The 24,769-nt window shown below is 45.2% G+C and carries 16 protein-coding genes; 8 read left to right on the plus strand and 8 right to left on the minus strand.

The features are described from left to right. Positions 1 to 264: 264 nt before the first annotated feature. The 6 genes from BACINT_RS14710 (at position 265) to BACINT_RS14735 (ending at position 10,819) form a co-directional block, all read left to right on the plus strand. Positions 265 to 1,272: a LacI family DNA-binding transcriptional regulator gene (locus BACINT_RS14710; RefSeq protein ID WP_007664418.1), complete on the plus strand. Its 1,008-nt coding sequence runs from the start codon at positions 265 to 267 to the stop codon at positions 1,270 to 1,272. A 113-nt stretch (positions 1,273 to 1,385) separates the two neighbouring features. After that, the gene (locus BACINT_RS14715; RefSeq protein WP_007664419.1) at positions 1,386 to 2,762 is read left to right on the plus strand and encodes an MFS transporter; all 1,377 of its coding nucleotides are present in this window, start codon (positions 1,386 to 1,388) and stop codon (positions 2,760 to 2,762) included. A 218-nt stretch (positions 2,763 to 2,980) separates the two neighbouring features. Beyond that, positions 2,981 to 5,293, plus strand: a complete 2,313-nt coding sequence (locus tag BACINT_RS14720; RefSeq protein ID WP_021968256.1) for a family 65 glycosyl hydrolase domain-containing protein — start codon at positions 2,981 to 2,983, stop codon at positions 5,291 to 5,293. 103 nt (positions 5,294 to 5,396) lie between these two features. Continuing rightward, positions 5,397 to 6,449, plus strand: coding sequence for an efflux RND transporter periplasmic adaptor subunit (locus tag BACINT_RS14725; RefSeq protein WP_021968255.1), 1,053 nt, complete (start codon positions 5,397 to 5,399; stop codon positions 6,447 to 6,449). Between the two features lie 44 nt (positions 6,450 to 6,493). Beyond that, on the plus strand, positions 6,494 to 9,526 hold the full coding sequence (locus BACINT_RS14730) for an efflux RND transporter permease subunit (protein ID WP_007664422.1): 3,033 nt from the start codon (positions 6,494 to 6,496) through the stop codon (positions 9,524 to 9,526). 21 nt (positions 9,527 to 9,547) lie between these two features. Next, a complete protein-coding gene (locus BACINT_RS14735) occupies positions 9,548 to 10,819 on the plus strand; it encodes a TolC family protein (RefSeq protein ID WP_007664423.1) in 1,272 nt (423 codons plus the stop codon). 111 nt (positions 10,820 to 10,930) lie between these two features. On the opposite strand, the gene BACINT_RS14740 is transcribed toward BACINT_RS14735, so the two are convergent. The 4 genes from BACINT_RS14740 to BACINT_RS14755 form a co-directional block, all read right to left on the minus strand. After that, positions 10,931 to 12,166 (minus strand): sodium ion-translocating decarboxylase subunit beta, encoded by a 1,236-nt coding sequence (locus BACINT_RS14740; protein ID WP_007664424.1) that lies wholly within the window; start codon positions 12,164 to 12,166, stop codon positions 10,931 to 10,933. Between the two features lie 6 nt (positions 12,167 to 12,172). After that, the gene (locus BACINT_RS14745; protein ID WP_007664425.1) at positions 12,173 to 14,008 is read right to left on the minus strand and encodes a biotin/lipoyl-containing protein; all 1,836 of its coding nucleotides are present in this window, start codon (positions 14,006 to 14,008) and stop codon (positions 12,173 to 12,175) included. Between the two features lie 37 nt (positions 14,009 to 14,045). Further along, complete coding sequence (locus tag BACINT_RS14750; RefSeq protein ID WP_007664426.1) at positions 14,046 to 14,306, minus strand: OadG family protein; 261 nt, start codon at positions 14,304 to 14,306, stop codon at positions 14,046 to 14,048. 203 nt (positions 14,307 to 14,509) lie between these two features. After that, the gene (locus tag BACINT_RS14755) at positions 14,510 to 14,986 is read right to left on the minus strand and encodes an HU family DNA-binding protein (RefSeq protein WP_044155285.1); all 477 of its coding nucleotides are present in this window, start codon (positions 14,984 to 14,986) and stop codon (positions 14,510 to 14,512) included. A gap of 498 nt (positions 14,987 to 15,484) precedes the next feature. Between BACINT_RS14755 and BACINT_RS14760 the strand changes: the two genes are divergently transcribed. Both BACINT_RS14760 and BACINT_RS14765 read left to right on the plus strand, forming a co-directional pair. Continuing rightward, the gene (locus BACINT_RS14760; protein ID WP_007664428.1) at positions 15,485 to 18,337 is read left to right on the plus strand and encodes a DEAD/DEAH box helicase family protein; all 2,853 of its coding nucleotides are present in this window, start codon (positions 15,485 to 15,487) and stop codon (positions 18,335 to 18,337) included. A gap of 14 nt (positions 18,338 to 18,351) precedes the next feature. After that, positions 18,352 to 20,247, plus strand: a complete 1,896-nt coding sequence (locus BACINT_RS14765; RefSeq protein WP_007664429.1) for a DNA-methyltransferase — start codon at positions 18,352 to 18,354, stop codon at positions 20,245 to 20,247. Positions 20,248 to 20,566: 319 nt separating this feature from the next. Here BACINT_RS14765 and BACINT_RS14770 read toward each other — a convergent pair whose 3' ends face one another. From BACINT_RS14770 to BACINT_RS14785, 4 genes are all read right to left on the minus strand, one after another. Then, a complete protein-coding gene (locus BACINT_RS14770; protein WP_007664430.1) occupies positions 20,567 to 21,553 on the minus strand; it encodes a helix-turn-helix transcriptional regulator in 987 nt (328 codons plus the stop codon). Between the two features lie 143 nt (positions 21,554 to 21,696). Beyond that, a complete protein-coding gene (locus tag BACINT_RS14775; protein WP_007664431.1) occupies positions 21,697 to 23,271 on the minus strand; it encodes a peptide chain release factor 3 in 1,575 nt (524 codons plus the stop codon). Positions 23,272 to 23,292: 21 nt separating this feature from the next. Continuing rightward, positions 23,293 to 24,150: a dTDP-4-dehydrorhamnose reductase gene (gene rfbD, locus BACINT_RS14780; RefSeq protein WP_007664432.1), complete on the minus strand. Its 858-nt coding sequence runs from the start codon at positions 24,148 to 24,150 to the stop codon at positions 23,293 to 23,295. 70 nt (positions 24,151 to 24,220) lie between these two features. Beyond that, positions 24,221 to 24,763: a DUF4924 family protein gene (locus tag BACINT_RS14785; RefSeq protein WP_007664433.1), complete on the minus strand. Its 543-nt coding sequence runs from the start codon at positions 24,761 to 24,763 to the stop codon at positions 24,221 to 24,223. Positions 24,764 to 24,769 lie beyond the last annotated feature (6 nt).

Raw genomic sequence — 24,769 nt, forward strand, 5'->3', positions numbered from 1 at the left:
CGCCCATTCAGATGCAAAGTCAATGGATGTCTGCAAACGTTTGCGCTATTCTATAATCCGATAATTCTCAACGAAGAAGCTTATTCTCATCTATTCCGCTATTTTTGCAATCGGAATAGTTGGCTTACATTTTTTTAGTTTGGCAGCTATCCTCATTTGAATAACCTTTGATTAAGATAAGCTGCACCTCAGCAATAAAAATAAGCAAGCTTATTTTGTACTGCTTTCGGTTTGCATTATCTTTGGGAATATTTAGAAAATACCATGAATAAACCGCAGATAACCATCAAGGATATTGCCCGGGCGTTGAACGTCTCACCATCCACTGTGTCGAGGGCGCTGAAAGACAATCCGGATATCAGCCAGGAGACCCGTGACCTTATACATGCGTATGCCCGGGAGCATAATTACAAGCCTAACGTACTTGCAGTGAACCTTCGTGCCAGCCGTTCGAATACAATCGGTGTAATTGTCCCGCAACTGGTACATCATTTTTTCTCGTGCGTGCTGAGTGGCATTGAAAAGGCTGCTGCCGAAGCAGGATACAATATTTTGGTAGCCCAGAGCAATGAATCTTATGAACAGGAAGTGAAAATCGTACACTCATTCCTTGCCGCCCGCGTCTGTGGTGTGATTGCCTCTCTGGCAAAGGATACCTCTCAATACGATCATTATCAGGACCTGCTGAATAATAATATCCCCATTGTGTTCTACGATCGCATCTGCACCGGATTGAAAACAGAACGGGTGGTAGTGGACGACTATGCCGGTTCTTTTGCCGCCGTGGAGTATATGATACAGACAGGTTGCAAGCGTATCCTGTTTTATGGAGCAGCCCCGCATCTGGAAATCACCAAGAATCGTCGGAATGGCTATCTGGATGCCATGAAGAAATACAAAATTCCCGTGGACGACAGCATGATTATGCTGTGTGATACAAGGGAACGCGCCATATCCATCACCCCTGACATACTGGAAGGTCCCGGTCATCCCGATGTTTTCTTCGCCATCAATGACGAAACAGCTTCGGGCATTCTGTATGCCTGTAAACTGGTTGGAAAGAAAGTGCCCGATGAAGTATCGATCTGTGGATTTACCGACGGAGCCATTGCCCAAAGCACAGATCCCAAACTGACCACCGTGGAACAACATGGAGAAGAAGTCGGAAGAAGTGCTTTCAGCATTCTGATAGGCAAGCTGGAAGGGGGCGATGACAAGAGTAGTAACAAGATTGTGAGAACGAATCTTGTAGTGAGGGGAACAACGAAATAAATGAGTGACAAGCTACGAGCTACGAGTGACGAGTAGGCTACGCGGAATTGCCAGTATGCCGAAAGGAACTCGTAGCTTGTAGCTCGTAGCTCGTAACTAATAATTTATTAAGAATGAAAGTAAAACCCGATTTGAGCTTTTGGAAGTTGTGGAACATCAGCTTCGGATTTTTTGGCGTACAGATTGCCTACGCCTTGCAGAGTGCAAACATCAGTCGTATTTTTGCAACACTGGGTGCAGACCCGCATAGTTTAAGTTATTTCTGGATATTACCACCATTGGCAGGCATCATCGTGCAACCCATCGTGGGCGCTGCAAGCGACAAGACGTGGACGCGCTTCGGACGCCGTATTCCTTATCTGTTTGTCGGTTCACTGGTAGCCGTATTGGTAATGTGCCTGCTGCCGAATGCCGGTAGTTTCGGTATGGCAGTCAGCACGGCAATGATATTCGGATTAGTATCATTGATGTTCCTGGATACCTCCATCAATATGGCGATGCAGCCATTCAAGATGATGGTAGGCGACATGGTGAACGAAAAGCAAAAAGGCCTCGCCTACTCCATCCAGAGTTTCCTGTGTAATGCGGGCAGCCTCGTAGGTTTCCTGTTCCCGTTCATCTTTACATGGATCGGTATCAGCAACATAGCCCCGCAAGGCGTAGTACCCGACTCGGTGATTTATTCTTTCTATATCGGAGCCGCCATCCTGATACTTTGTGTAATCTATACCACAGTGAAAGTAAAGGAGATGCCACCCGCCGAATACGCTGAATACCACGGCATCACCGAAGAGGAAGAAAAAGAAAAAATCAATATGGTGAAACTGCTGATAAAAGCGCCGAAAGCTTTCTGGACGGTAGGTTTGGTTCAGTTCTTCTGCTGGTTTGCTTTCATGTTTATGTGGACGTATACCAATGGTAGTGTAGCCGCCAATGTATTCGATGCTCCTACAGTGGAAACCGCAGTGAACGGAGTCAGCAAAGTTATGCTGGACACCAAGAGTATTCAATATCAGGATGCTGCCGACTGGGTAGGCGTGTTGTTTGCCGTACAGGCTATCGGTTCTGTACTATGGGCTGTCTGCATCCCGTTGTTCAAGGATCGCAAACTGATCTATTCTCTCAGTCTGGTGCTGGGTGGATTGGGTTTCATCTCTACTTATTTTGTTCATAATCAATATGTATTGTTCATCTCCTTCCTACTGATAGGTTGCGCATGGGCTGCTATGCTGGCGTTGCCTTTCACCATCCTGACCAACGCACTGAGCGGCGGACACATGGGAACTTATCTGGGCTTGTTCAACGGAACAATCTGTATTCCGCAGATTGTGGCGGCTTCACTCGGCGGGAGCATTCTTGCCCTGTTCACTCCCAAAGGTATGTTGCCTCCCGAAATCAATATGCTGGTCATGGCAGGTGTCATGCTGATTATCGGCGCAGTTTGTGTATATTTAATCAAAGAGACCAAAGGAGAACAAACAAAAGCATAATCCTTATAAAAAGAGTGATAAAGTGATAAAGTGATGAAGTGGCAAAGTGATAGTGGAACAACACTCTGTGATATATAACGCAGCTACTTTATCACTCTATCACCTTACCACTTTATCACCTTATCACTCCTCTTTCATCTACTTTTGTCATACTTTCTTGCCGTTTATCCGTTTATTTGTTTATCTTTACCGCCATAATCACCATTGAGATACACGCCATGAAAAGATACCTTAGAACCGATGAATGGAATATTATTGAAGATAACTTTCACGCCGACAACCTGAGAATGTCCGAAAGTATATTCAGCTTGGGGAACGGACGCTTTGGACAACGGGGAAATTTTGAAGAGCCTTATTCAAGCGATTCCTATCGCGGTTCATTTGTAGCCGGTATCACTTTTCTGGATAAAACGCGTGTAGGTTGGTGGAAGAACGGCTTTCCTGCTTTTTACACGCGTATTCCCAATGCAGCGGACTGGAGTCGTGTCAGCCTGCGTCTCATCGATGAAGAACTGGACCTGGCACAATGGGACGTAAACAGCTTCAGCCGCAGACTTGATATGAAAGCAGGTATCTCCTACCGGGATTTCGAAATCACATCTCCCAGAGGACATCAAATACGGGTACATGTGGAGCATATCAACAATATGGCCCACCCCGATTTATGCCTAATAAAATACAGCGTCACCTCCATCAATTATACAGGAAGAATATCACTGATTCCCTCTCTGGATGCAATCATAGTCAATAAGGATGATGATCCGAACGAGAAGATATGGAATATCCTCCGTTCCGGCGTCACAAAGGATTGTGCTTATCTATGGACGCAAACCCGGCGGGAAGATGCGCAAGTGTGCTACGCCATGACCTATCAGTTCTTCAAGAACGGCAAAGAAGCCTCCTCGAACCCGATACGCATTGAAAAAGAGAAACAAACCGGATTCAGCATCGGGGCAGATGTGAAACCGGGAGACAATGTAATGCTCATCAAATATACCGTTATAAGTTCGTCGCTCTATGATGAACGCCAGGAATTGATAGAACATTCCATCACCAAAGCCCGTCAGACTAAAATAGACGGCTGGGATAAGTTGGAAAACAATCATCAACAAGCCTGGGCTAATATATGGAAGGAAATGGATGTGGTTATCGAAGGGGACCCGGAAGCACAACAGGGTATCCGGTACAACATCTTCCAACTATGCCAGACGTACCGCGGTGATGATCCGCGTCTGAATATCGGCCCGAAAGGATTCACTGGTGAAAAATACGGTGGAAACACATACTGGAACACGGAACTTTGTTGTGTACCGTTCTTCCTGCTTTCTACTCCGAGGGAGATTGTAAAAAATCTGTTGATATACCGTTATAACCAACTACCGAAAGCTATAGAGAATGCCCGTAAACTGGGATTCAAAGAGGGGGCTGCTCTCTTTCCGCAAGTCACTTACAGTGGTGAGGAATGCCACAGCGAATGGGAAATTACTTTTGAAGAAATACACCGCAACAATATCATCGTCTATGCCATTGCACAACATGCCGCAATCACAGGCAGCAAAGATTATATAGCCAAATACGGACTGGAAGTAATGATTGCCGTCTCCCGCTTCTGGAGCCAACGTGTATCTTTCTCAAAACCAAAACAGAAATATGTCATACTGGGGGTAACCGGACCGGATGAGTACGAAAACAATGTGGATAATAACTGGTACACCAATTACTCGTGTGTGCAGTGCCTGCAGATGACACTTAACTATCTTGAAATCATTGCCGGAGAATACCCCGACGAATATGCGCGTGTACGCCGTGTCACCAACCTCCGCCAACAAGAAGAGGCTGAACGCTGGCGCGACATCATCAACCGTATGTATCTACCGGAAGACAAAGAACTGGGGATCTTTGTACAAAATGACGGTTTCCTGGATAAGGAACTGAACAGTACCGATGCCATTCCACCCGAAGAACGCCCCATCAATCAGCATTGGTCCTGGGATCGTATTCTTCGTTCGTGCTACATCAAACAAAGTGATGTGTTACTGGGATTATATCTGTATTACTTCAATTTCGACAAGGAAACTGTCCGCCGTAACTTTGATTTCTATGAAACAATGACGGTACATGAATCTTCACTTTCCCCGCACATCCACTCCATTCTTGCCGCCCGCATTGGCGAAGTGGAAAAGGCTTACCAACTCTTTCTGCATGCCACCCGTCTTGACCTGGATGACTACAACAACGAAACTCACCAAGGACTGCATATCACCAGTATGCCGGGCAGCTGGCTTGCCATTGTACGAGGCTTCGCCGGAATGCAGATCCTGGAGGGCATACTCTCTTTCTTCCCAGTCATTCCCGAAAAATGGAGCAGTTATTCCTTCCAGATAAATTATCAGGGACGTACACTTCAGATGCGCGTAGGCAAAGAAATAAATATTTCACTTATTACCGGAGAAGAACTGAACATACAAGTATATAAAAACGTTTATAAGCTCAAACTGGGCACCGATTTGTTGCTCAGAATAGAGGAGTAGAAGCCTTTATCATTAACAACGCGTAACAAAATAAACCGGGAGAACAATTATCTGTTTTTCCGGTTTTATGTTTCTATATCTAAACGAACAACTATATATTAGTATGAAAAGAATCTATTTGTTCACCATCGGCGTGATGCTGCTTGTCACATCATGCGGACACAAGAAAGAGGGCGATGCCACCCTGATTCGACCTGTTAAGACAGCTAGTGCCAGCTCCCAATCGGTCATCCGGAAAGACTTCTCCGGTATTGTAGAAGCCGTAGAATACGTGAAACTAGCCTTCCGTGTCAGCGGACAGGTTATAAATCTGCCTGTGGTAGAAGGTCAGCGGGTAAAGAAAGGACAATTGATCGCCGCCATTGATCCACGCGACATTTCCCTGCAATACGCCGCCGACAAAGCCGCTTATGAGACTGCCGCAGCACAGGTGGAACGTAACAAGCGCCTGTTGGGACGCCAGGCTATCTCCGTGCAGGAATATGAAATCAGCGTTGCCAATTACCAAAAGGCAAAGTCCGCTTATGAATTGTCCAGCAATAATATGCGGGATACCAAACTGACTGCTCCCTTCGACGGTTCCATCGAAAAGCGTCTGGTGGAAAACTATCAGCGCGTGAATTCCGGAGAAGGCATTGTACAATTGGTGAATACACAAAAGCTCCGCATCAAATTCACCGTGCCGGATGATTATCTGTATCTGCTTCGTGCAAAAGATGTAACATTCAAAGTGGTTTTCGACACCTATCCGGACATGGTGTTCAACGCACAATTGGAAGAATATCTGGACATTTCTACAGCCGGAACAGGTATCCCGGTAACTATTACGATTGAAGATCCTGCTTTTAATCGTTCCTTATACGATGTGAAACCGGGATTTACGTGTAAAATCAAGCTGGCATCGGACGTAGCTCCCTTCCTGGAAGAAAAGCTTGTGAATATTCCGCTCAGTGCCATATTCGGTGAAAGCGAAAACCAGAAAACTTATGTGTGGGTAGTAAAAGATAATAAGGTAAGCAAGCGGGAAGTAACCGTATACTCTCCCACTGGAGAAGCCAATGCTCTTATCTCTGCTGGTATACAACCGGGAGAAACTATTGTAATTGCCGGAGTGCACCAACTGGTGGACGGACAAACGGTGAAAGTTATCAATTAGACTACCAACTACTGCGACCTTGAGGTCGCCCAAATATAAATCATATGAATTTAGCTAAATATGCATTAGACAACACCAAGATTGTTTATTTCTTCCTGGCTGTGTTGCTAATCGGCGGTATACTATCATTCGGCCGGTTGGGAAAGAAAGAGGATGCACCCTTCGTCATCAAGTCAGCGGTCATTATGACTCGCTATCCGGGGGCAGAACCGGCAGAAGTAGAACGACTGATCACCGAACCGATCTCCCGCGAGATACAGTCGATGAGTGGTGCATATAAAATTAAATCGGAGTCCATGTACGGACTATCCAAGATAACATTCGAGCTTCAACCTTCCCTTTCCGCAGAGTCTATTCCGCAGAAATGGGATGAACTTCGCCGCAAGGTGCTCAACATACAACCGCAACTACCCGCCGGTGCTTCCGTTCCCACGGTATCGGACGATTTCGGTGATGTATTCGGCATCTATTACGGTCTGGTAGGCGATGACGGTTTCTCTTACGAAGAAATGCGCAACTGGGCAGAGCGTATCAAAACTCAGGTTATCACTGCTGACGGGGTAATGAAAGTAGCCCTGTTCGGCACGCAAACCGAAGTGGTGAATATCTTTATATCCGTCAATAAACTGGCCGGTATGGGGATAGACCCGAAGCAAGTGGCAAGCCTGTTGCAATCGCAAAACCAGATTATCAACACGGGTGAAATCAACGCCGGTGAACAACAATTGCGTATTGTAGCCAACGGAACTTACACCACCGTCAATGACATCCGGAACCAAGTGATTACAACTTCGGGAGGGCAAGTAAAATTGGGTGATATAGCCATTATCGAAAAAGGATATATGGACCCACCCGGCAACATCATGCATGTCAATGGGAAGCGTGCCATAGGTATCGGCGTTTCCACCGACCCGACAAAGGATGTAGTAAAGACCGGAGAACTGGTAGATCAGAAACTGGCTGAACTTCTTCCCCTTATTCCGGTAGGGTTGGAGCTGGAAAGTCTGTATCCGGAAAATGTCATAGCTCAGGAAGCAAATAATGGTTTCATCATTAACCTGATAGAATCCCTCCTCATTGTAATCGTTATCATCATGCTGGTGATGGGGCTACGTGCTGGTATACTTATAGGAAGTTCACTGCTATTTACCATTGGCGGCACGTTGCTCATCATGTCCTTCATGGGGGTAGGACTGAACCGTACTTCCCTGGCAGGTTTCATCATTGCCATGGGTATGCTGGTGGATAATGCCATTGTAGTGACGGACAATGCACAAATAGCCATTGCCCGAGGAATAGACCGTAGAAAAGCACTGATAGATGGAGCTACCGGACCACAATGGGGCTTACTTGGCGCCACGTTCATCGCCATTTGTTCATTCCTCCCGCTGTACCTCGCCCCTTCTGCCGTAGCGGAAATCGTAAAACCTCTGTTTGTCGTACTTGCCATTTCTTTGGGATTAAGCTGGGTACTGGCACTCACGCAAACCACCACTTTCGGCAATTTTATCTTGAAAACCAAATCCGGCGATACTAATAAAGATCCGTATGATAAACCTTTCTATCACAAGTTCGCATCTATCCTCGGAGTACTTATCAAAAAGAAAACGCTCACACTAGGTAGTATGGTAGTCCTGTTTATCATCTCACTGATCATCATGGGAATGATGCCGCAAAACTTCTTCCCCTCATTGGATAAGCCCTATTTCCGTGCCGATATATTCTATCCGGACGGTTACAGCATCCGTGACGTGGAAAAGGAAATGAAACAGGTGGAAGCGCACCTCCTGCAACAACCGGAAGTGAAACGGATATCCACTACTTTCGGCAGTACGCCATTACGTTACTATCTAGCATCTACTTCCGTGGGTCCCAAGCCCAACTTTGCCAATATACTCATTGAACTAACCGACAGTAAATATACAAAGGAATACGAAGAGAATTTCGACCAGTATATGAAGGCGAACTATCCGAATGCCATTACCCGTACCACTTTGTTTAAACTATCACCTGCGGTAGATGCTGCCATTGAAATCGGTTTCATCGGTAATAATGTCGATTCACTGGTGATGCTGACCAATAAGGTCCTGGAAATCATGCATCGGGATGACGATCTCATTAACGTACGAAATTCATGGGGGAATAAGATTCCTGTATGGAAACCCGTTTACAGTCCGGAACGTGCCCAACCGTTAGGTGTCTCCCGACAGAGCATGGCACAGAGTATTCAGATTGGCACAAGCGGTATGACATTAGGTGAATATCGTGAAGGCGACCAAGTGTTGCCTATCCTGCTAAAAGATAACACGGTCGATTCTTTCCGTATCAACGATCTGCGTACGCTACCCGTATTCGGTACAACACAGGAGACCACTACACTGGAACAAGTAGTCAGTGAATTTGATTTCCAATATAAGTTCTCGAATGTGAAAGATTATAACCGCCAGATGGTAATGATGGCGCAAGCCGATCCACGCCGGGGAGTAAATGCCATAGCAGCATTCAATAAGATATGGAAAGAAGTGCGAGAAGAAATTCAGGTACCGGAAGGATACACCATGAAGTATTTTGGTGAACAGGAAAGTCAGGCAGAAAGTAATGCAGCATTGGCAGCTAACATGCCATTAACTTTTTTCCTGATGTTCATTACCCTGTTATTCCTGTTCAGAACCTACCGCAAGCCAATTGTCATCCTATTGATGTTGCCGCTTATCTTTATTGGCATCGTACTGGGATTAATCTTGCTTGGTAAATCATTCGACTTCTTCTCTGTCCTTGGCCTACTGGGATTGATTGGTATGAATATCAAGAATGCAATTGTATTGGTAGACCAGATCGATATAGAAACTGCTTCCGGAAAAACGCCACTGAATGCGGTAATCAGTGCAACAACCAGTCGTATCATACCTGTAGCCATGGCATCCGGAACCACGATTCTGGGTATGTTACCGTTGCTATTCGACGCTATGTTCGGTGGTATGGCGGCAACAATCATGGGTGGTTTGCTGGTGGCTTCAGCATTAACTCTGTTCGTTCTTCCAGTGGCATATTGTGCGATACATAAGATTAAAAAGTGAAAAGAAGAAATACAAGTAATCATGAAAAAGAAGATATTCATAGTCACACTACTCTGTTGCTTCGGCCTGAAAGCCGGAGCCCAACAGTATCTCAGCCGTGAAGCATATCGTGACAAAGTAGAAGCCTACAGCCAGGTGTTGAAACAGCAGCGCCTGAAAACCATGGCAAGCACCGAAGCGCGAAAAATAGCAAATACCGGCTTCCTGCCACAAATAGACATCACTGCCGAAGGTACCGCCAACCTCAACCATCTGGATAAGTGGAACAGTCCGAAGGGTGAATACCGCCCCTACACCTATCAGGCACTCGCAACTTTGGCACAGCCCCTCTATACCGGTGGTTCTCTGATAGCCCAGAAACGTATGGCACAGGCAGACGAAGAGTTAAGCCAACTCACCACCGAACTTACTCTCGACCAAATTCATTATCAAAGTGATGCCGTTTACTGGAATGCTTCAGCCGCTTATGCCAGTCTTGAGGCTGCTGCTACATTTCAGGATATCATAAAGAAGCAGCACGATATTATTCAGGATCGTTTCGACGATGGCGCTATCAGCCGTACAGACCTGCTGATGATTTCCACCCGCCAGAAAGAAGCTGAATTGCAATATATCAAAGCCCGCCAGAATTATACCCTTGCCCTGCAACAACTGAACATTTTAATGGGAGCAGCACCCAATACTCCCGTTGATAGTCTAAGTGAAATCAGTATAGCCAGTGAACCCGTCGACATTCTTGGACTTGACGATGTACTTCCACGCCGTGCCGATTATGCCAGTACAACAGTAAACATTGCCCGAAGTGAAGCACAACGCCATGCCGCTCTCAGCAAGTATAATCCCCAGGTAAGTATGTTCCTTGCCACAGGTTGGGATACAGGTATCACATATATGGGACAGGAAATCCCCCATACTCCTGTAGCCGGAGTAAACGTCAGTATCCCCATCTTCCGTTGGGGAGCCCGTTTCAAGACAAACCGACAACAGAAAGCATTCATTGGCATCCAGAAGCTACAACAAAGTTATATTACTGATACTATTCTTGAAGAGCTCTCCGCCGCCACTACGAAACTGACAGAAACGGAGCAGCAAGTAAAGACTGCAAAGGAAAATATGGCTCTTGCCGAAGAGAACCTGGACCTTGTGACTTTCTCTTATAATGAAGGAAAATCCAGTATGGCAGATGTCTTGTCCGCACAATTGTCGTGGACACAGGCTCATACGAACCTGATTAATGCATATCTGGCAGAAAAAATGGCAGTGGCAGAATACAGAAAAGTGATTAGTGAATAAAAAATCAGGCGCGGATTACACGGATTACGCAGATCAGCTTTATTGCAACAAATTGCAACAAAAGAATCCGTGTAATTCGCGTAATCCGCGCCGTCTTCGTATCTATTCCCCTTATCCCAGGAACGAAATCAGCACACCCGCCGCTACAGCCGAACCGATTACACCGGAGATATTACTGGACATACAGTAATTCAGCACATGGTTCTTCGGGTCATACTTCGTAGCAATCTCATTGCACACACGGCTTGCCATAGGCACAGCACTCAATCCTGTTGCACCGATCAACGGATTTATCTTCTTCTTGCTGAACAGGTTGAACAGCTTCACAAAGAAGATACCACCCGTAATAGAAAGCGCAAATGCAAGGAAACCACCAATAACAATACCAATGGTTGTCCAGTTCAGAAATGCTTCGCTTGTCATAGTTGCGCCTACACTCAGTCCTAAGAAAATAGTTGCCGCATTCATGATACTATTGGCAGCCGCATCAAACAAACGGCTTGTATCCGCACCGATTTCCTTAATCAGGTTACCGAACATCAACATACCGATCAAAGGCACTGCCGTCGGTACAAAGAGAGCGACAATTGTAGTTACTGCTATCGGGAAAATGATTTTCAGTACACGCAGATTCTTGATTTCCGTCTTCGAAGGATAGAGCTTTTCCTGTTCCTTCATATTGATCATCAATTCCTTCTTAGAGCAGAACAGCTTCACTACCAACGGAATAATCACCGGCACTAACGCCATGTAAGAATAGGCTGCAATAGCAATCGGACCCAACAGATGCGGAGCCAGCTTAATAGTCGTGAAGATAGCCGTCGGACCATCAGCACCACCGATAATGCCCAGTGCACCAGCCTCCTGTGGAGTGAAACCTATCATAACAGCACATAGCAGCACAGTGAAGATGCCCAACTGTGCAGCAGCACCAAAGATAGAGAGACGCAGGTTGCGAAGCATCGGTCCGAAGTCCGTCAAAGCACCCACACCCATAAAAATGATAGGCGGCAAGAAGCCCGTCTTAATCAACATATAGTAGATGAAGTTCATCAATCCCAGGTCGTGCGCTATTTCATGGAGCGGCATTTCCCAGATGTTCTTCAATACCCCATTTACCATTACCATTCCGTTTTCATCTGCCTGAATGACCCCCATATCACCACCGGGAAAGTTGGCGATAAGTACACCAAAAGCGATGGGCACCAGCAACAACGGTTCGTAGTGCTTCTTGATACCCAAGTACAGCAGAATGAAAGCAATGGCATACATCACCAGAAACGACGGGTCGGCAATGATATTGCTGAACGCCGTCATATCATAGAGTTTTGCAAATATTTCTTCCATCGCTGTTTATCCTATCTTCATTAATACATCATCTTCTGAAACAGTGTCCCCCGGAGTGGCACAAATAGCCGTAATTGTTCCGTCAAAGTCGGCACGGATGGCATTGTATGTCTTCATGGCTTCAATGTAGCAAAGCAAGTCACCTTTCTTCACCTTGTCGCCCACCTTCACCGGAGTTTCCTGTGCATTCTTCGTCAGGAAGAACTTACCTTCCAACGGAGCGATCACATCCTGACCTTCGCCTACGGGGGCTTCCACTTTCGCAGTAGCATTTGCCGGTAGGTCAATATCACCATAAGCCACCGTTACGCGATAAGCCTGTCCATCCACCTGTACGGTTAGCGTCTTCGGTTTAGCGTCATCCAACGGGGACTTATTAAGTTCCGCCTTCCGTTTTTCCACGTCTGCCAGGAAGTCTTCTTTCGCCTTGCCACTCTTGTATGCTTCGTATTGTGCCGGATGCATGGCATATTCGAAGAGTTCTTCATCATCTTCTCCCAGATCCCATTTATTCTCTTTCATCATCTTGCGATACTTGTCGAGCGCATCCGGATAATTATCCTGTGGATTTCCGGTGAAGAACTTACGGCCTTCACGTTCCGCTTTCTCCACGAGTTCAGGAGCCAGCGTACCCGGCAGTTTACCTGCCTTGCCCAACAGCATATCCCAGATATCATCAGCGATCATACCCCAACGTTCCTTGCCTTTTTCCATGGCAATCACGTTCATCATCGCCAGATTCTTAACGTACTGGCTGAACGGAGTTACCAACGGAGGATAACCTACACGCGGCCATACATAAGCTACTTCGTTAAACAGCTTGATAAGCAACTGATCCTGCGTCATAAACGGCAAGTTACGTTTTGCCTTATATTTATTGATGGATTCCAGATTGGACTCCAGGTCGGCCATAAGGCTACCCATCATACCACCCGGAAGTCCCGGACCGATCAGCAGGGAGTTCATCAAGCGGTTTTTCGGACTGATGTACAGACCAAGAAAATCGTCCATAAATTCCTGAATCAATGCACGTACCTTCATGTATGCTTCCATATTCACCTCAGGAACCTGGAAACCTGCATCTTTCAGCATTGCCTGCACGCTCAGCAAGTCAGCATGTCCCGTACCCCATGACAACGGTTCCATACCCACATCGATATAATCGCAACCAGCCTCACAAACTTCAAGGATGCTTGCCATATTAAAACCAGGACCTGCATGACTATGATACTGGATAGGGATTTCAGGATGTGCCGCCTTGATATTTGCTACAATCTTACCCAATGATACCGGGCGTCCGATACCTGCCATATCCTTGATACAGATTTCATCGGCACCTGCCTTGATGAGCGTTAACGCCATATCCGTATAGTATTCTACTGTATGGATGGGCGAATGGGTGATACAGAGCGAACACTGTGAAATCATTCCGGCTTCCTTAGCGTAAGTGATGGAAGGAATAATGTTACGGGTATCATTCAGTCCACAGAACGTACGTGTGATGTCTGTCCCCTGTACTTTCTTCACTTTGTAAAACAGCCTACGTACATCCGCAGGCACGGGGCTCATGCGCAGACCATTCAATGCGCGATCCAACATGTGAGTTTGTATACCGGCTTCGTGGAACGGTTTCGTCCATGCACGTACAGCTTTATTAGGATTTTCACCAAACAATAAATTTACCTGTTCAAAACCTCCGCCATTGGTTTCTACCCGGGCAAAACAGCCCATTTCAACAATAGCTGGAGCAACCTTTACCAACTGGTCTACGCGGGGCACATATTTTCCGGCACTCTGCCACATGTCCCTGAACACCAAGCTGAACTTAATTTCTTTTTTCATACTAAATAAATAGATGTGTGTTTTTTATTAAAGATTATCATTTTACTTTCTCGACCTTGGCTACTTTACCCTTGCCTTGTGTCACCACTGTTACAGCGGCACTGATAGCAGCCAAAATATTTCCGGGAATCGCTGCGGGACCTTGCGCACCTTTCTTATCCGGCACCACCTCTTCGGGGGCATACTTGTTTACCAGAAGAATGAGTCCTTTACCTAAGTAGATTACAATCAGCAGGATAGCGAACACTGTCGTCATACCTACCACCATCAGCAGAAGCGCTGTGTTGAGATTTTCCATATTATAAATTATTAGTTATTCGGTCTGTTTTGCAAAAAATCGTCCGAAATTACGGATTTTTGATGAATTAAAATAGAAAAAGAACGATAAAATATGCTAAAACGAAAGTTCCCGTGCTCTCTTCTGTTAAAAAGATTGCACGGGAACCACCTGTCACAAGTTACTGGATATCAAAAGATACCAACTTGTCGAAACCTGGAAAATCAGCCCAACGGATCATCCTCGATACCACCGTCGCCGCCGGTATTTCCGCTATCGGTGTTGCCACCGGAAGTGACGGTTTTGCCCCACTCTTCCCAACAGATATTATTATCCACCATGCTGCGAGTAACAACCTTACTATTCACATCGCGTTCAACCTCGGGAATGAAACGGACGCGCACGCCCACGATCTGAGAGGCACTGACCTCCTTAGCAGTTTGTACTCCCTTCTTATTAGCAGCAGCCGTATAATAAAAAGTGCCAACCCCATCTATTTTCACCGTACGTCCCTGTGCCATATAAAGGGAGAGCACTTTTCCCAAGTTTTTGACGATAGCATAGGCATCACCACGGGTAGTGGTAGAAAGATATGCCAATTGATCCGCAACCTGATCGGTTGTAATGGCTTTACCCCATGTAATTGATTTAGGATACCACAAGCCATTGATTTTCTGTTGATTTTTCTTGTAAAACATAATTAATAATGTATTAAGTAAATATAAATATAGTTGCAAATGAACCAGTCATCATTGCTTTGACCGATCAGGTTAAGGACTGACCGAGGCCGCATCTCCTTATAATAAGAGATAATTAAGAAAGAATTTCATCGCGAGGCCTCAACGATTAAACCTTTCGTTTTTCTCAAATTCGATGTTGCAAAGTTAGGATACACAAGAAGGAAAAGCAAGAAAACAGCCTCTACAACCTATTTCACCAATCCACTATTAATCAATATATTACAAAAAGTGAATCTCTACAATACAACAACAGGAGCAAGTATGGAAAATGAAGCAAACGATAAGTATCTCTACAAGGAAGGAAGCTAAAGAACTGATAATGAACAATAGGAAAACAAAGTGTCTCTACAATACGGGTAAAAGAACTTTTCTTCTCTTTCCCTCTTTTAATTGCGCATAATTTCATTACTTTGCACCCAAATACTTAATCAATAAAAGATTGCTCCATAAATTAAATATATGTTCTATAGACTGATAACCCAAAAACGTGATGAATGGCTATGCTCCGCAGATTGCACAATCCGCGAATTGCTATCCTATATCGACCGAAAAGGAAGGATGCGCGATACCCAGCTCGATGCCATAAAAACCTACCTGTTTCTCAAGATAGCATGCAAAAACCAACCTTTGTGGAAACTGTTCGTTAATGGAACATTCAATAGCATGGACTTAAGTACAATGCCGCTCACAGTAGAGGCACGCAATGTGCTGACAACCAACAAAGCCGCCGCTGCCTTGTTGGAATATGCCTTGCAGAAGGACAAGAACGGAAGACAGCTTGCTCCCGCATTGGAAACCTTCATCAAAGAACATGCTACGGAGATAGACTATGAAAAGGCTTTCCGAAAGATATTCTATGACGTAACCTATACGGATTATCTGTTCAGCCTGCCCATGGGAGCCGGAAAAACCTATCTGATGGCAGCATTCATCTATATAGATCTCTACTTCGCACAGAATGAGCCAAGCAATCCTTGCTTTGCACATAACTTCATGATATTTGCTCCTTCCGGACTGAAATCATCCATTATCCCCAGCCTAAAGCATATCAAAGAGTTTGATCCGTCATGGGTAATACCTGAGCCTACTGCTTCACAGCTTAAGCGGCTAATCAAATTCGAGATACTGAACGAACAGAAATCAGCCAAGAAGAGTAATCTCATCAAAAACCCCAACGCGCAGAAGATAAACAATCACCAACCACTGGAGGACTTGATGGGATTAGTGGCCATTACCAACGCCGAAAAAGTAATATTGGACAGGGTGGATCAAGAAGAAGAGATTAATCTGTTCTCAGAAGAAGAATATAATAAGGTGAAACTTGCTAATGAATTGCGGAATATCATCGGACAATTACCCAATCTGACCATCTACATAGACGAAGTGCACCATGCCGCCGATGGCGAAATAAAACTACGCAAAGTAGTGAACGAATGGACGCGCGCCCACTCGTTCAATGCTGTATTAGGCTTTTCGGGTACCCCCTATTTGGAGAAAGCGGAGAATGTAGTTTTAGGAGAAACATTCAGCATCAAAAATACAGACCTGGCCAACGTGGTGTATCACTACCCTCTCATTGAGGGGATCGGTAATTTCTTGAAAACACCTGAGGTGAAGTATGCCGATAATGAGACCGATATGATTGTCCGCAACGGAATTAAGGAGTTTTTGGAAAAATATAAAGCAACCATTTATCCGGACAAGACCCGTGCCAAGCTAGCCATCTATTGCGGACAGATAGAGACGCTGGAAGAACAGATTTATCCGCTCGCCGCCGAAATATCAGCTGCTTATGGACTGGACCCCGTGACAAGTATTCTGAAATATCATGGTGGAAACTCTAAATATCCACAGCCGGAAGGATCGGAAACAGAGTTCGCCTCACTTGACACTATCTTTTCCAAAATCAGAATAGTTTTGCTGGTACAAATCGGCAAAGAGGGATGGGACTGTAAGAGCCTCACCGGCGTAATCCTTCCTCAAAAAGGAGTATGCCCCACGAATATGGTGCTACAAACAAGTTGCCGCTGTCTGCGTCAAGTGCAGAAAAACCATGCGGAAACTGCCTTGATCTGGTTGAACAAATTTAATGCCGACACCTTGAACAAGCAGTTGAAACAACAACAGAACATCACTTTGCAGGAGTTCAGTGACAAGAAAACATATTCCTTCAAATCCATCGAACGATTTTCGCGCATGGAGCGGATGCAGGTGCCTCCCATTGACTTCTTCCAGTTAAAAGTTTCGTATCAGACATTAATCATCGACGAAGATACGCATACCGCAGAACGGCTGACAGACAAAGGCATATTGCGACAGGCCGAGTTGTCCATCATTCATCATCAAGACATGGAAGGACACATCATAGGGCACTATGAAGAAGAAAAACAATCGAACCATGAAATCGCTTCTTTCAATCATTGGCTACAACTCATTGCCAAAGAAAGCTTCGGTACACTCTCCATTCCGGAACTAAGAAAATACGATAAAGAGTTAAACGGCATCTTTCGCCAGATCACACTCAAAGAAGGAAAGTTCCTGTCTTTCAATCACTATTTTGACCACATGCAGATACGTTCTCTGATACGCCAAGCATTCGTCCCCAAGCGAGATTTTCGCACCAATGAAGAGATTGTGCCTGCCAAAGCTAACCTGCTGCAAATAGAAAAATTAGTTTCTCCGATTGAAGTGACCGATGACAGCCATTTCTACCCTTCACAAAAAGAGGTGAAAGAAGTGCTCCAATGGGATAATCACGCTGCTGACGCTCCACTTGCCCCTGAAGTGCAGGCTGCCATGAAAATATTGGAAGCACAAGGAATGGATACCTCATCGCTACACCCGCATGACCCACACCCCGAACGTAGGAAGACCTATCATTACCTTCCCTACCGTTTCGACAGCCCTCTGGAGAGAGAATATTTCTCACAATCCATCCTGCCCATAATCAAAAACAAGGAGCTGGAAATATACTTCAACGGTGATGACACCATAACCGAATTCAAGATTGACTGTTACAAACAGGCAGGCAAAGAATGGAGATACATAGGAAAATACGTCCCTGACTTCCTTCTCATCAGCCGCAATGCCGACAAGCAGATTCACAAAATCATTATCATTGAGACGAAAGGTGAAGGATTTGCCGCCAAGTTTGCAGATAAGCGCAACTTTATTGAGACCGAGTTCATCAAGAAGAACAACGAAAAGTTCGGCTACCCACGTTTCAACTTCCTCTATCTGGAAGACACATTAAGCAGAGAGGAACAGGAAAGACGAACCCTGCATGCAATCAATCAATTCTTTAACAACTAAAAAACATTCAAGATATGGCTATTAAATATGTACCCTATTTCCCGAATACACTGGAAGGCCAAGCATTGCTCGACAACTTTGTACGTACCAAACGCATCCTCCGCTATCGCGACAATGACAAAGTGATAGAACACATAGAGCGTGGCATGCCGTTCTACGAAACAGAGTTGCAGGAAAAGAGGGGTGAAAACCCGGACGGGAACTTGATTATCCGTGGTGAGTGTGTTTCTGCCTGCGCCTACTTAAAAGATAAAGGCATCAGTGTGGATTTGGTATATATCGATCCCCCGTTCGCCAGCGGGGCGGATTATGCGAAGAAGGTTTATATAAGGAGGAATCCCAAAGTGGCGGAAGCAATGCGACAGGCTGAAACGGAGCTGGATGTGGAAGAACTGAAAGCCTTTGAGGAGAAGATGTACGGTGACATTTGGGACAAGGAACGCTATTTGAACTGGATGTACGAGAATCTGATGGCCATCAAGAGTGTGATGAGCGATACGGCAAGCATTTACGTTCACTTGGACTGGCATATAGGGCATTATGTGAAGGTGTTGATGGATGAGGTGTTCGGAGAAGATAACTTTGTGAACGAGATAGTGTGGTGTTATAATGGACCTGGTTCACCGGGAATGCAACACTTTAATAAAAAACATGATACTATATTTTGGTATTGTAAAGATAAACAGGACTATATCTTTAATGATAAAGATATTCGAATGACACATAATGCCAAGACTATTGACAATTTCAAAAAAGGACTTGTTGGATCAGGCTTCATTTCTGATACATACGACTTAAATGAAAAAGGGAAAATACCAGAAGATTGGTGGAAATATGCTGTTGCCTCAAGATATCCTGTTGATGGAATAAAACGAGTAGAATATGCAACAGAGAAACCATACCCACTCATTGAGAGAATAGTTTTAGCAAGTTCTAATTCAAATGATATTGTAGCTGATTTTTTTGGAGGTAGTGGAGTTCTATCAACTGCCTCCCATCTTAATAACCGTCGGTTCATTCATTGTGACATCGGCATCAACAGCATACAAACCGTTCGCGACCGCCTCATAGCCGCAAAGGCCGAATTCGACATCTTCGAAATAAAAGACGGCGTTTCCCTCTACCGAAACCCCGTACAGACTATGGAGAAACTGAAAAGCCTGATTATCGGCCTTCGCAACGAAGATGCCTTGGACAAATTCTGGGAAGGCAGTATTATGGATACCAAATGCGGCATGATGCCTGTCTATCTGCCCAATCTGATGGACAGCAGCACCCGCTTGTTGGACAAACCACTAATGAACCGCATCATCCGCGAAGCCATGCCCGATTTGCCTGATGATGTAAAGCGCGTAATCGTCTATTACATAGATATCATCGACCGGAAAGAGATAGAGCAGTTCATCAAAGAGCAAGGCAACCCGCTCATTGAAATCGAGCTACGCGACCTGAAGCAGGTGCTTGACAACGTAGTAGTGGAAGACTATGCCGAATGGCAACTTACAGAAACACAGGACAACCTGTTCAAAGGATGGCAAGTAGAAATCATACAGTTCCACAGCGACCGTGTGCTTAAGAAGATAGAAGTCATCAACCTCAAAGGGGAGCAGCAAGTCGCGCAGTTCAATCTGAAGAACTCCGGCAAGGGTAAGGAAAAGAAATACTCCCCCATCACCATCAGCGATGAAGGGCTCGAAACCATCGAATGGATTAGCCTAGACTGCTCTACAGCCGACAAGGAGGCTATCTGGCACAGCAATAGTGAGGTAAAAATCGACAAGCTGGGCTACACTATCCGAAACGGCATAAAAACCAATGAGTTCTGGGATGCCCGTATCCGTTGTGACCACAAGCCTTTGAGAATGAAAATCCGTAACATCTGCGGAGACGAAACTGTATATACATTATAACCTGTATTAATCATAACAGGATTTAAAGGAGTTATCACTTTGTCAGGAATTAAAGCCAATAGTTTCTGCTTGGGTATAAGTTAAGTTTTATCGCAATCCTGTAAAAAACGCCCCCAAAGCGAAAATTACCATTCAGGTACAAAAATCCCCGTCAGAAACACTTCTCGACGGGGTATCCAAAGATAACGACAGAGGATGCCTCACATAACGACAGAGGATACCTCACATAACGACAGAGGGCACCTCATATAACGACTGAGGGTACCTCCATCAAAACAAGAGATTCGGAAGCATTTTTTTGTTGCCATATTTCGGTTATTCAGCACCCTTCCACCACCGCATCCACTGTTTCACCGTTGGCAAACAACGCCTCGTCCATCTGCAACAGCCTCTTCTTCAACCGGAACTTCTGCTGAGATACCGAAGCGGGCGACACGGCCGTCAACGTAGCAACCTGCGCGTTGGTAAAGCGCAACCGGATGAGCAGGCAAAGCTGAAGGTCGGCAGGCGTAAGTTTCGGGAAACGTCCGGCAAGGCGAGTGGTAAACCCTTCGTACACACGGTCCGTGAGTGTTTGCAGGTATCTCCACTGTTCGTCCGTGAGGAACTTGGGATGACTGCGCAGTTGCCCCACTACCTCATCGCGGTCTATCAAGACAGAAGTGAGTGCCTGTACCTGGCCATCCAGCACGTGCGCACGCTCCCCCTCCTTCCGCAACAATTCCAGTTCGCGGGGCAAGGGGCGATTTTCATAATCCTTAAGACGTGTACGAAGGGACTCATTTTCATCGCACAAGTGACTGCCATGCTCCATAAGGTTCATCAATGACCGATGTACTTCTTCCCGTTCTTCATCCGTCAACGACATTTCCCTCAGGCACTCCTGCAATTCATTTTTTTCCAGTTCATTGTTGCGCAGACGTTGCTCATTCTCGCTCAAATCAATGAGGTAACGGCGATGCTTACGGTCGGTCGAAAACTTGATATTGCTTATGGAGAGCCATACGTTCAGACCTATCATCAGTGCAGTAAATGCTCCCCAGAAGAATTGCTTCCGCTTATCGGCAGGCATCAGGCGGACGCGCTTTCCGTCGGAGAGTTCCTTCACCCTGTTATATTCACGATGCAGTTCGGAAAGCAGACGGGCGGTTTGGGCACTATCGGCGACACCGGCTTGTACTAAAGAGTCGGCACGGACAAGGGATTGTTCATAATCGAGCATGGTTTTACTGACAGGGGCAGTGCAAGCCGTCAGCCCCAGAAGAAAAAGAAAGGACAAAAAGAATAGCATATATCCGCTTTTCATAATCAATGTTTTGTCGTAGTTTTTATAATCAACACATATCAATCTTAGTGTCACAAAGGTAATGCTTTCTCTACATAATAAACAAAAAAGGCACAAAGTTTTTCGTTACTTTATGCCCTCTATCTATCTTAAAACAAGAAAAATCAGAACTCACTTGTAAAGTGGAACTTAATATTTTTAAAGTCCATCTGCGCCATCTGCAACACATAACCGCTATCAGCCAAGAATACATCCCTACCCTCACGATCCTTTGCCATATACTGATACTTGCGCTTTTTAAAGGCTTCCAGTTCTTCCGGATTATCACTCTCTATCCAGCAAGCCTTATACAAGCTCAACGGTTCCCAACGACACTTCGCACTGTATTCATTCTCCAAGCGATACTGGATAACCTCGAACTGCAACTGTCCTACCGTACCGATAATCTTACGCCCATTAAACTGATTGACAAACAACTGCGCCACACCCTCGTCCATCAACTGGTCGATACCCTTGGCAAGCTGTTTCTGCTTCATCGGGTCAGCATTCTCGATATACTTGAACATCTCCGGTGAGAAACTCGGTAAACCACGGAAATGAAGCATCTCCCCTTCCGTCAGCGTATCACCAATCTTAAAAGTACCGTTATCCGGCAAACCGATAATATCGCCTGCCCAAGCCTCGTCAACGGTTGTCTTGCGCTGTGCCATGAACTGCGTGGGCGAAGAAAAACGCATCGTCTTCCCATGACGTACATGCAGATAAGGAGTATTACGTGTGAATTTACCGGAACATATCTTGCAGAATGCAATGCAAGAACGGTGATTCGGGTCAATATTTGCCGTAATCTTAAACACAAAACCGGTAAATTTCGGTTCTTCCGGTTCCACTTCACGTTCTTCCGCCTGCACCGGACGAGGGCTTGGGGCTATTTCCACAAAGCAATCCAGCAGCTCCTGTACACCGAAATTATTCAGAGCCGAACCAAAGAATACAGGCGCCACTTCCCCTTTCAGGTATTCTTCCTTATCAAATTCAGAATATACTCCATCTATCAACTCCAACTCACCACGTAATTTATCAGCCAGTTGCGCACCGATTTGCTTATCCAGTTCTTCGGTATTGATATCTACCTCCACCTTTTCCGTCACTACCTGCTTGGAAGGCTGAAAAAGGTTCAGATTCTGCTCATAGATGTTATAAACTCCCTTAAAACGCACACCACTTTCGATAGGCCACGTCAACGGACGCACATGAATAGCAAGTTCTTCCTCCAGCTCATCCAGCAAATCGAAAGGATCTTTGGCCTCACGGTCCATTTTATTGATGAATATAATAACCGGCGTATTACGCATACGGCACACTTCCATCAATTTACGGGTCTGCGTTTCCACACCTTTTGCACCATCCACAACGATGATAACGCTATCTACAGCAGTCAGCGTGCGGTAAGTATCTTCGGCAAAGTCCTGGTGACCGGGAGTGTCGAGGATATTAATCTTATAATCTTTGTAATCGAACTCCATCACGGAGGTAGTTACAGAAATACCACGCTGTTTCTCTATATCCATCCAGTCGGATGTAGCCGTTTTCTTTATCTTATTGCTCTTTACAGCACCCGCCACCTGAATCTGTCCACCGAAAAGCAACAGTTTTTCAGTCAATGACGTTTTACCGGCATCCGGATGCGCGATAATCGCAAAGGTCCGTCTTCTTTCTATTTCGTTATTATTTGCCATATATAAATAGGTATAATATTATTATTGGGCATTCAGTTTATCAATACATACTTTCAGGCTTTCTTCCCAATGTGGAATATGAATCCCGAAAGTATTTTTTATCTTTGTCTTATCCAATACGGAATAATGCGGACGTGGAGCCTTTGCCGGATATTCATCCGTATGCAACGGACTAACCTTACAAGTCGTAATGCCTGCAATGCGGTGAATGGCAACTGTAAAGTCATACCAAGAACATACACCCTCATCGCTGAAATGATAAATCCCAGGTACAATTCCCTGATTGATGGCTGCATAGATGGCAACTGCCAGGTCTTTTGCATACGTCGGTGTACCGATCTGGTCGAAAACAACTCCCAAAGATTCACGTTCACGCCCCAGACGAATCATCGTTTTCACAAAATTGTTTCCATAAATAGAGTATAACCAGGCAGTGCGAATCACCATCGCCTTCTCGCAGTTCTGCATGACTTCCTTCTCTCCGCCCAGTTTAGTGAAGCCATAAACTGAATTAGGACACGGCATGCAATCTTCTTTATAAGGTATATGCGCCGTACCGTCGAATACATAGTCCGTAGAAACTTGTATCATTGCAGCACCATAAGCCTGTGCAGCACGTGCCAGTATTCCCGGAGCCTCCTCATTCAGTTTGCGGCATAGTTCTTCGTTATCCTCTGCCTTGTCAACCGCCGTAAAAGCGGCACAATTTACTACGACATCAATCTGATTGCCGGCAATGCATGCCCGTACAGCGTGTTCGTCACAGATATCCAATTCCTGTACGTCAGTAAAAAAATAGGTGTGTTGCGGATTCTCTTTTGCAAGAACTTGCATCTCGTTGCCAAGTTGTCCGTTGGCTCCGGTTACTAATATTCTCATCTCTATATTTAGATTCTATTAATTACAATTCACGATTAAAACTACGATCCCTCATCACCCTGTCACTTTATCACTCTTCCAGCTTTAACTCCCCCTTCTTGTCCTTCTCATTATAGTTGGCAAGCAAAGATATGAAACTGCTGATAACCTCTATTGCCTTCGCCGTTCCCGGTGTTATTTCCTTCTTCTGCAAACGCAACAGCAGAACACCATACAAAGCTTCGAAACATGTTTCCAATTCCGGTTCATCCTTCTTCCCGCTCTTTTGACGCAACTCTACAATAAAAGGCAGTGCTTTGAAATAAGCCGCACTATAATAAGGGTACTTGGGTGATGATAGCAATTCGCCATGCAACTCCGTCAGGTTTATCACTACATTACGGTTGATTTGCAGATGCCCTTTCTCCTTCACACCTTCGATACGCATCATATCAATCAGATTTCCATACCATTCCTCCAATGCAGGGCGCTCTTCTTCGGGATAACGGGAAATAATATTTTCGCGGATTTTATCTATATCGCAACCGTTGGCACGTATCAAATCTTCCACCTGCCACATATATATAAGGTATTCTGCGATATTCTTCGCTTTCAGTTGTTGTGCTATCTTCATGATTTT

This window comes from Bacteroides intestinalis DSM 17393 (genome assembly GCF_000172175.1).
GTDB classification, from domain to species: domain Bacteria; phylum Bacteroidota; class Bacteroidia; order Bacteroidales; family Bacteroidaceae; genus Bacteroides; species Bacteroides intestinalis.

What these genes read in the sequence shown, in the direction of transcription:
- BACINT_RS14715 (WP_007664419.1), top strand. Translation starts at nt 1,386, where the DNA reads ATGAAAGTAAAACCCGATTTGAGCTTTTGGAAGTTGTGGAACATCAGC.
- BACINT_RS14750 (WP_007664426.1), bottom strand. Translation starts at nt 14,306, where the DNA reads ATGGAAAATCTCAACACAGCGCTTCTGCTGATGGTGGTAGGTATGACG.
- BACINT_RS14710 (WP_007664418.1), top strand. Translation starts at nt 265, where the DNA reads ATGAATAAACCGCAGATAACCATCAAGGATATTGCCCGGGCGTTGAAC.
- BACINT_RS14735 (WP_007664423.1), top strand. Translation starts at nt 9,548, where the DNA reads ATGAAAAAGAAGATATTCATAGTCACACTACTCTGTTGCTTCGGCCTG.
- BACINT_RS14775 (WP_007664431.1), bottom strand. Translation starts at nt 23,271, where the DNA reads ATGGCAAATAATAACGAAATAGAAAGAAGACGGACCTTTGCGATTATC.
- BACINT_RS14730 (WP_007664422.1), top strand. Translation starts at nt 6,494, where the DNA reads ATGAATTTAGCTAAATATGCATTAGACAACACCAAGATTGTTTATTTC.
- BACINT_RS14740 (WP_007664424.1), bottom strand. Translation starts at nt 12,166, where the DNA reads ATGGAAGAAATATTTGCAAAACTCTATGATATGACGGCGTTCAGCAAT.
- BACINT_RS14720 (WP_021968256.1), top strand. Translation starts at nt 2,981, where the DNA reads ATGAAAAGATACCTTAGAACCGATGAATGGAATATTATTGAAGATAAC.
- BACINT_RS14725 (WP_021968255.1), top strand. Translation starts at nt 5,397, where the DNA reads ATGAAAAGAATCTATTTGTTCACCATCGGCGTGATGCTGCTTGTCACA.
- BACINT_RS14760 (WP_007664428.1), top strand. Translation starts at nt 15,485, where the DNA reads ATGTTCTATAGACTGATAACCCAAAAACGTGATGAATGGCTATGCTCC.
- BACINT_RS14745 (WP_007664425.1), bottom strand. Translation starts at nt 14,008, where the DNA reads ATGAAAAAAGAAATTAAGTTCAGCTTGGTGTTCAGGGACATGTGGCAG.
- BACINT_RS14785 (WP_007664433.1), bottom strand. Translation starts at nt 24,763, where the DNA reads ATGAAGATAGCACAACAACTGAAAGCGAAGAATATCGCAGAATACCTT.
- BACINT_RS14765 (WP_007664429.1), top strand. Translation starts at nt 18,352, where the DNA reads ATGGCTATTAAATATGTACCCTATTTCCCGAATACACTGGAAGGCCAA.
- BACINT_RS14770 (WP_007664430.1), bottom strand. Translation starts at nt 21,553, where the DNA reads ATGAAAAGCGGATATATGCTATTCTTTTTGTCCTTTCTTTTTCTTCTG.
- rfbD (WP_007664432.1), bottom strand. Translation starts at nt 24,150, where the DNA reads ATGAGAATATTAGTAACCGGAGCCAACGGACAACTTGGCAACGAGATG.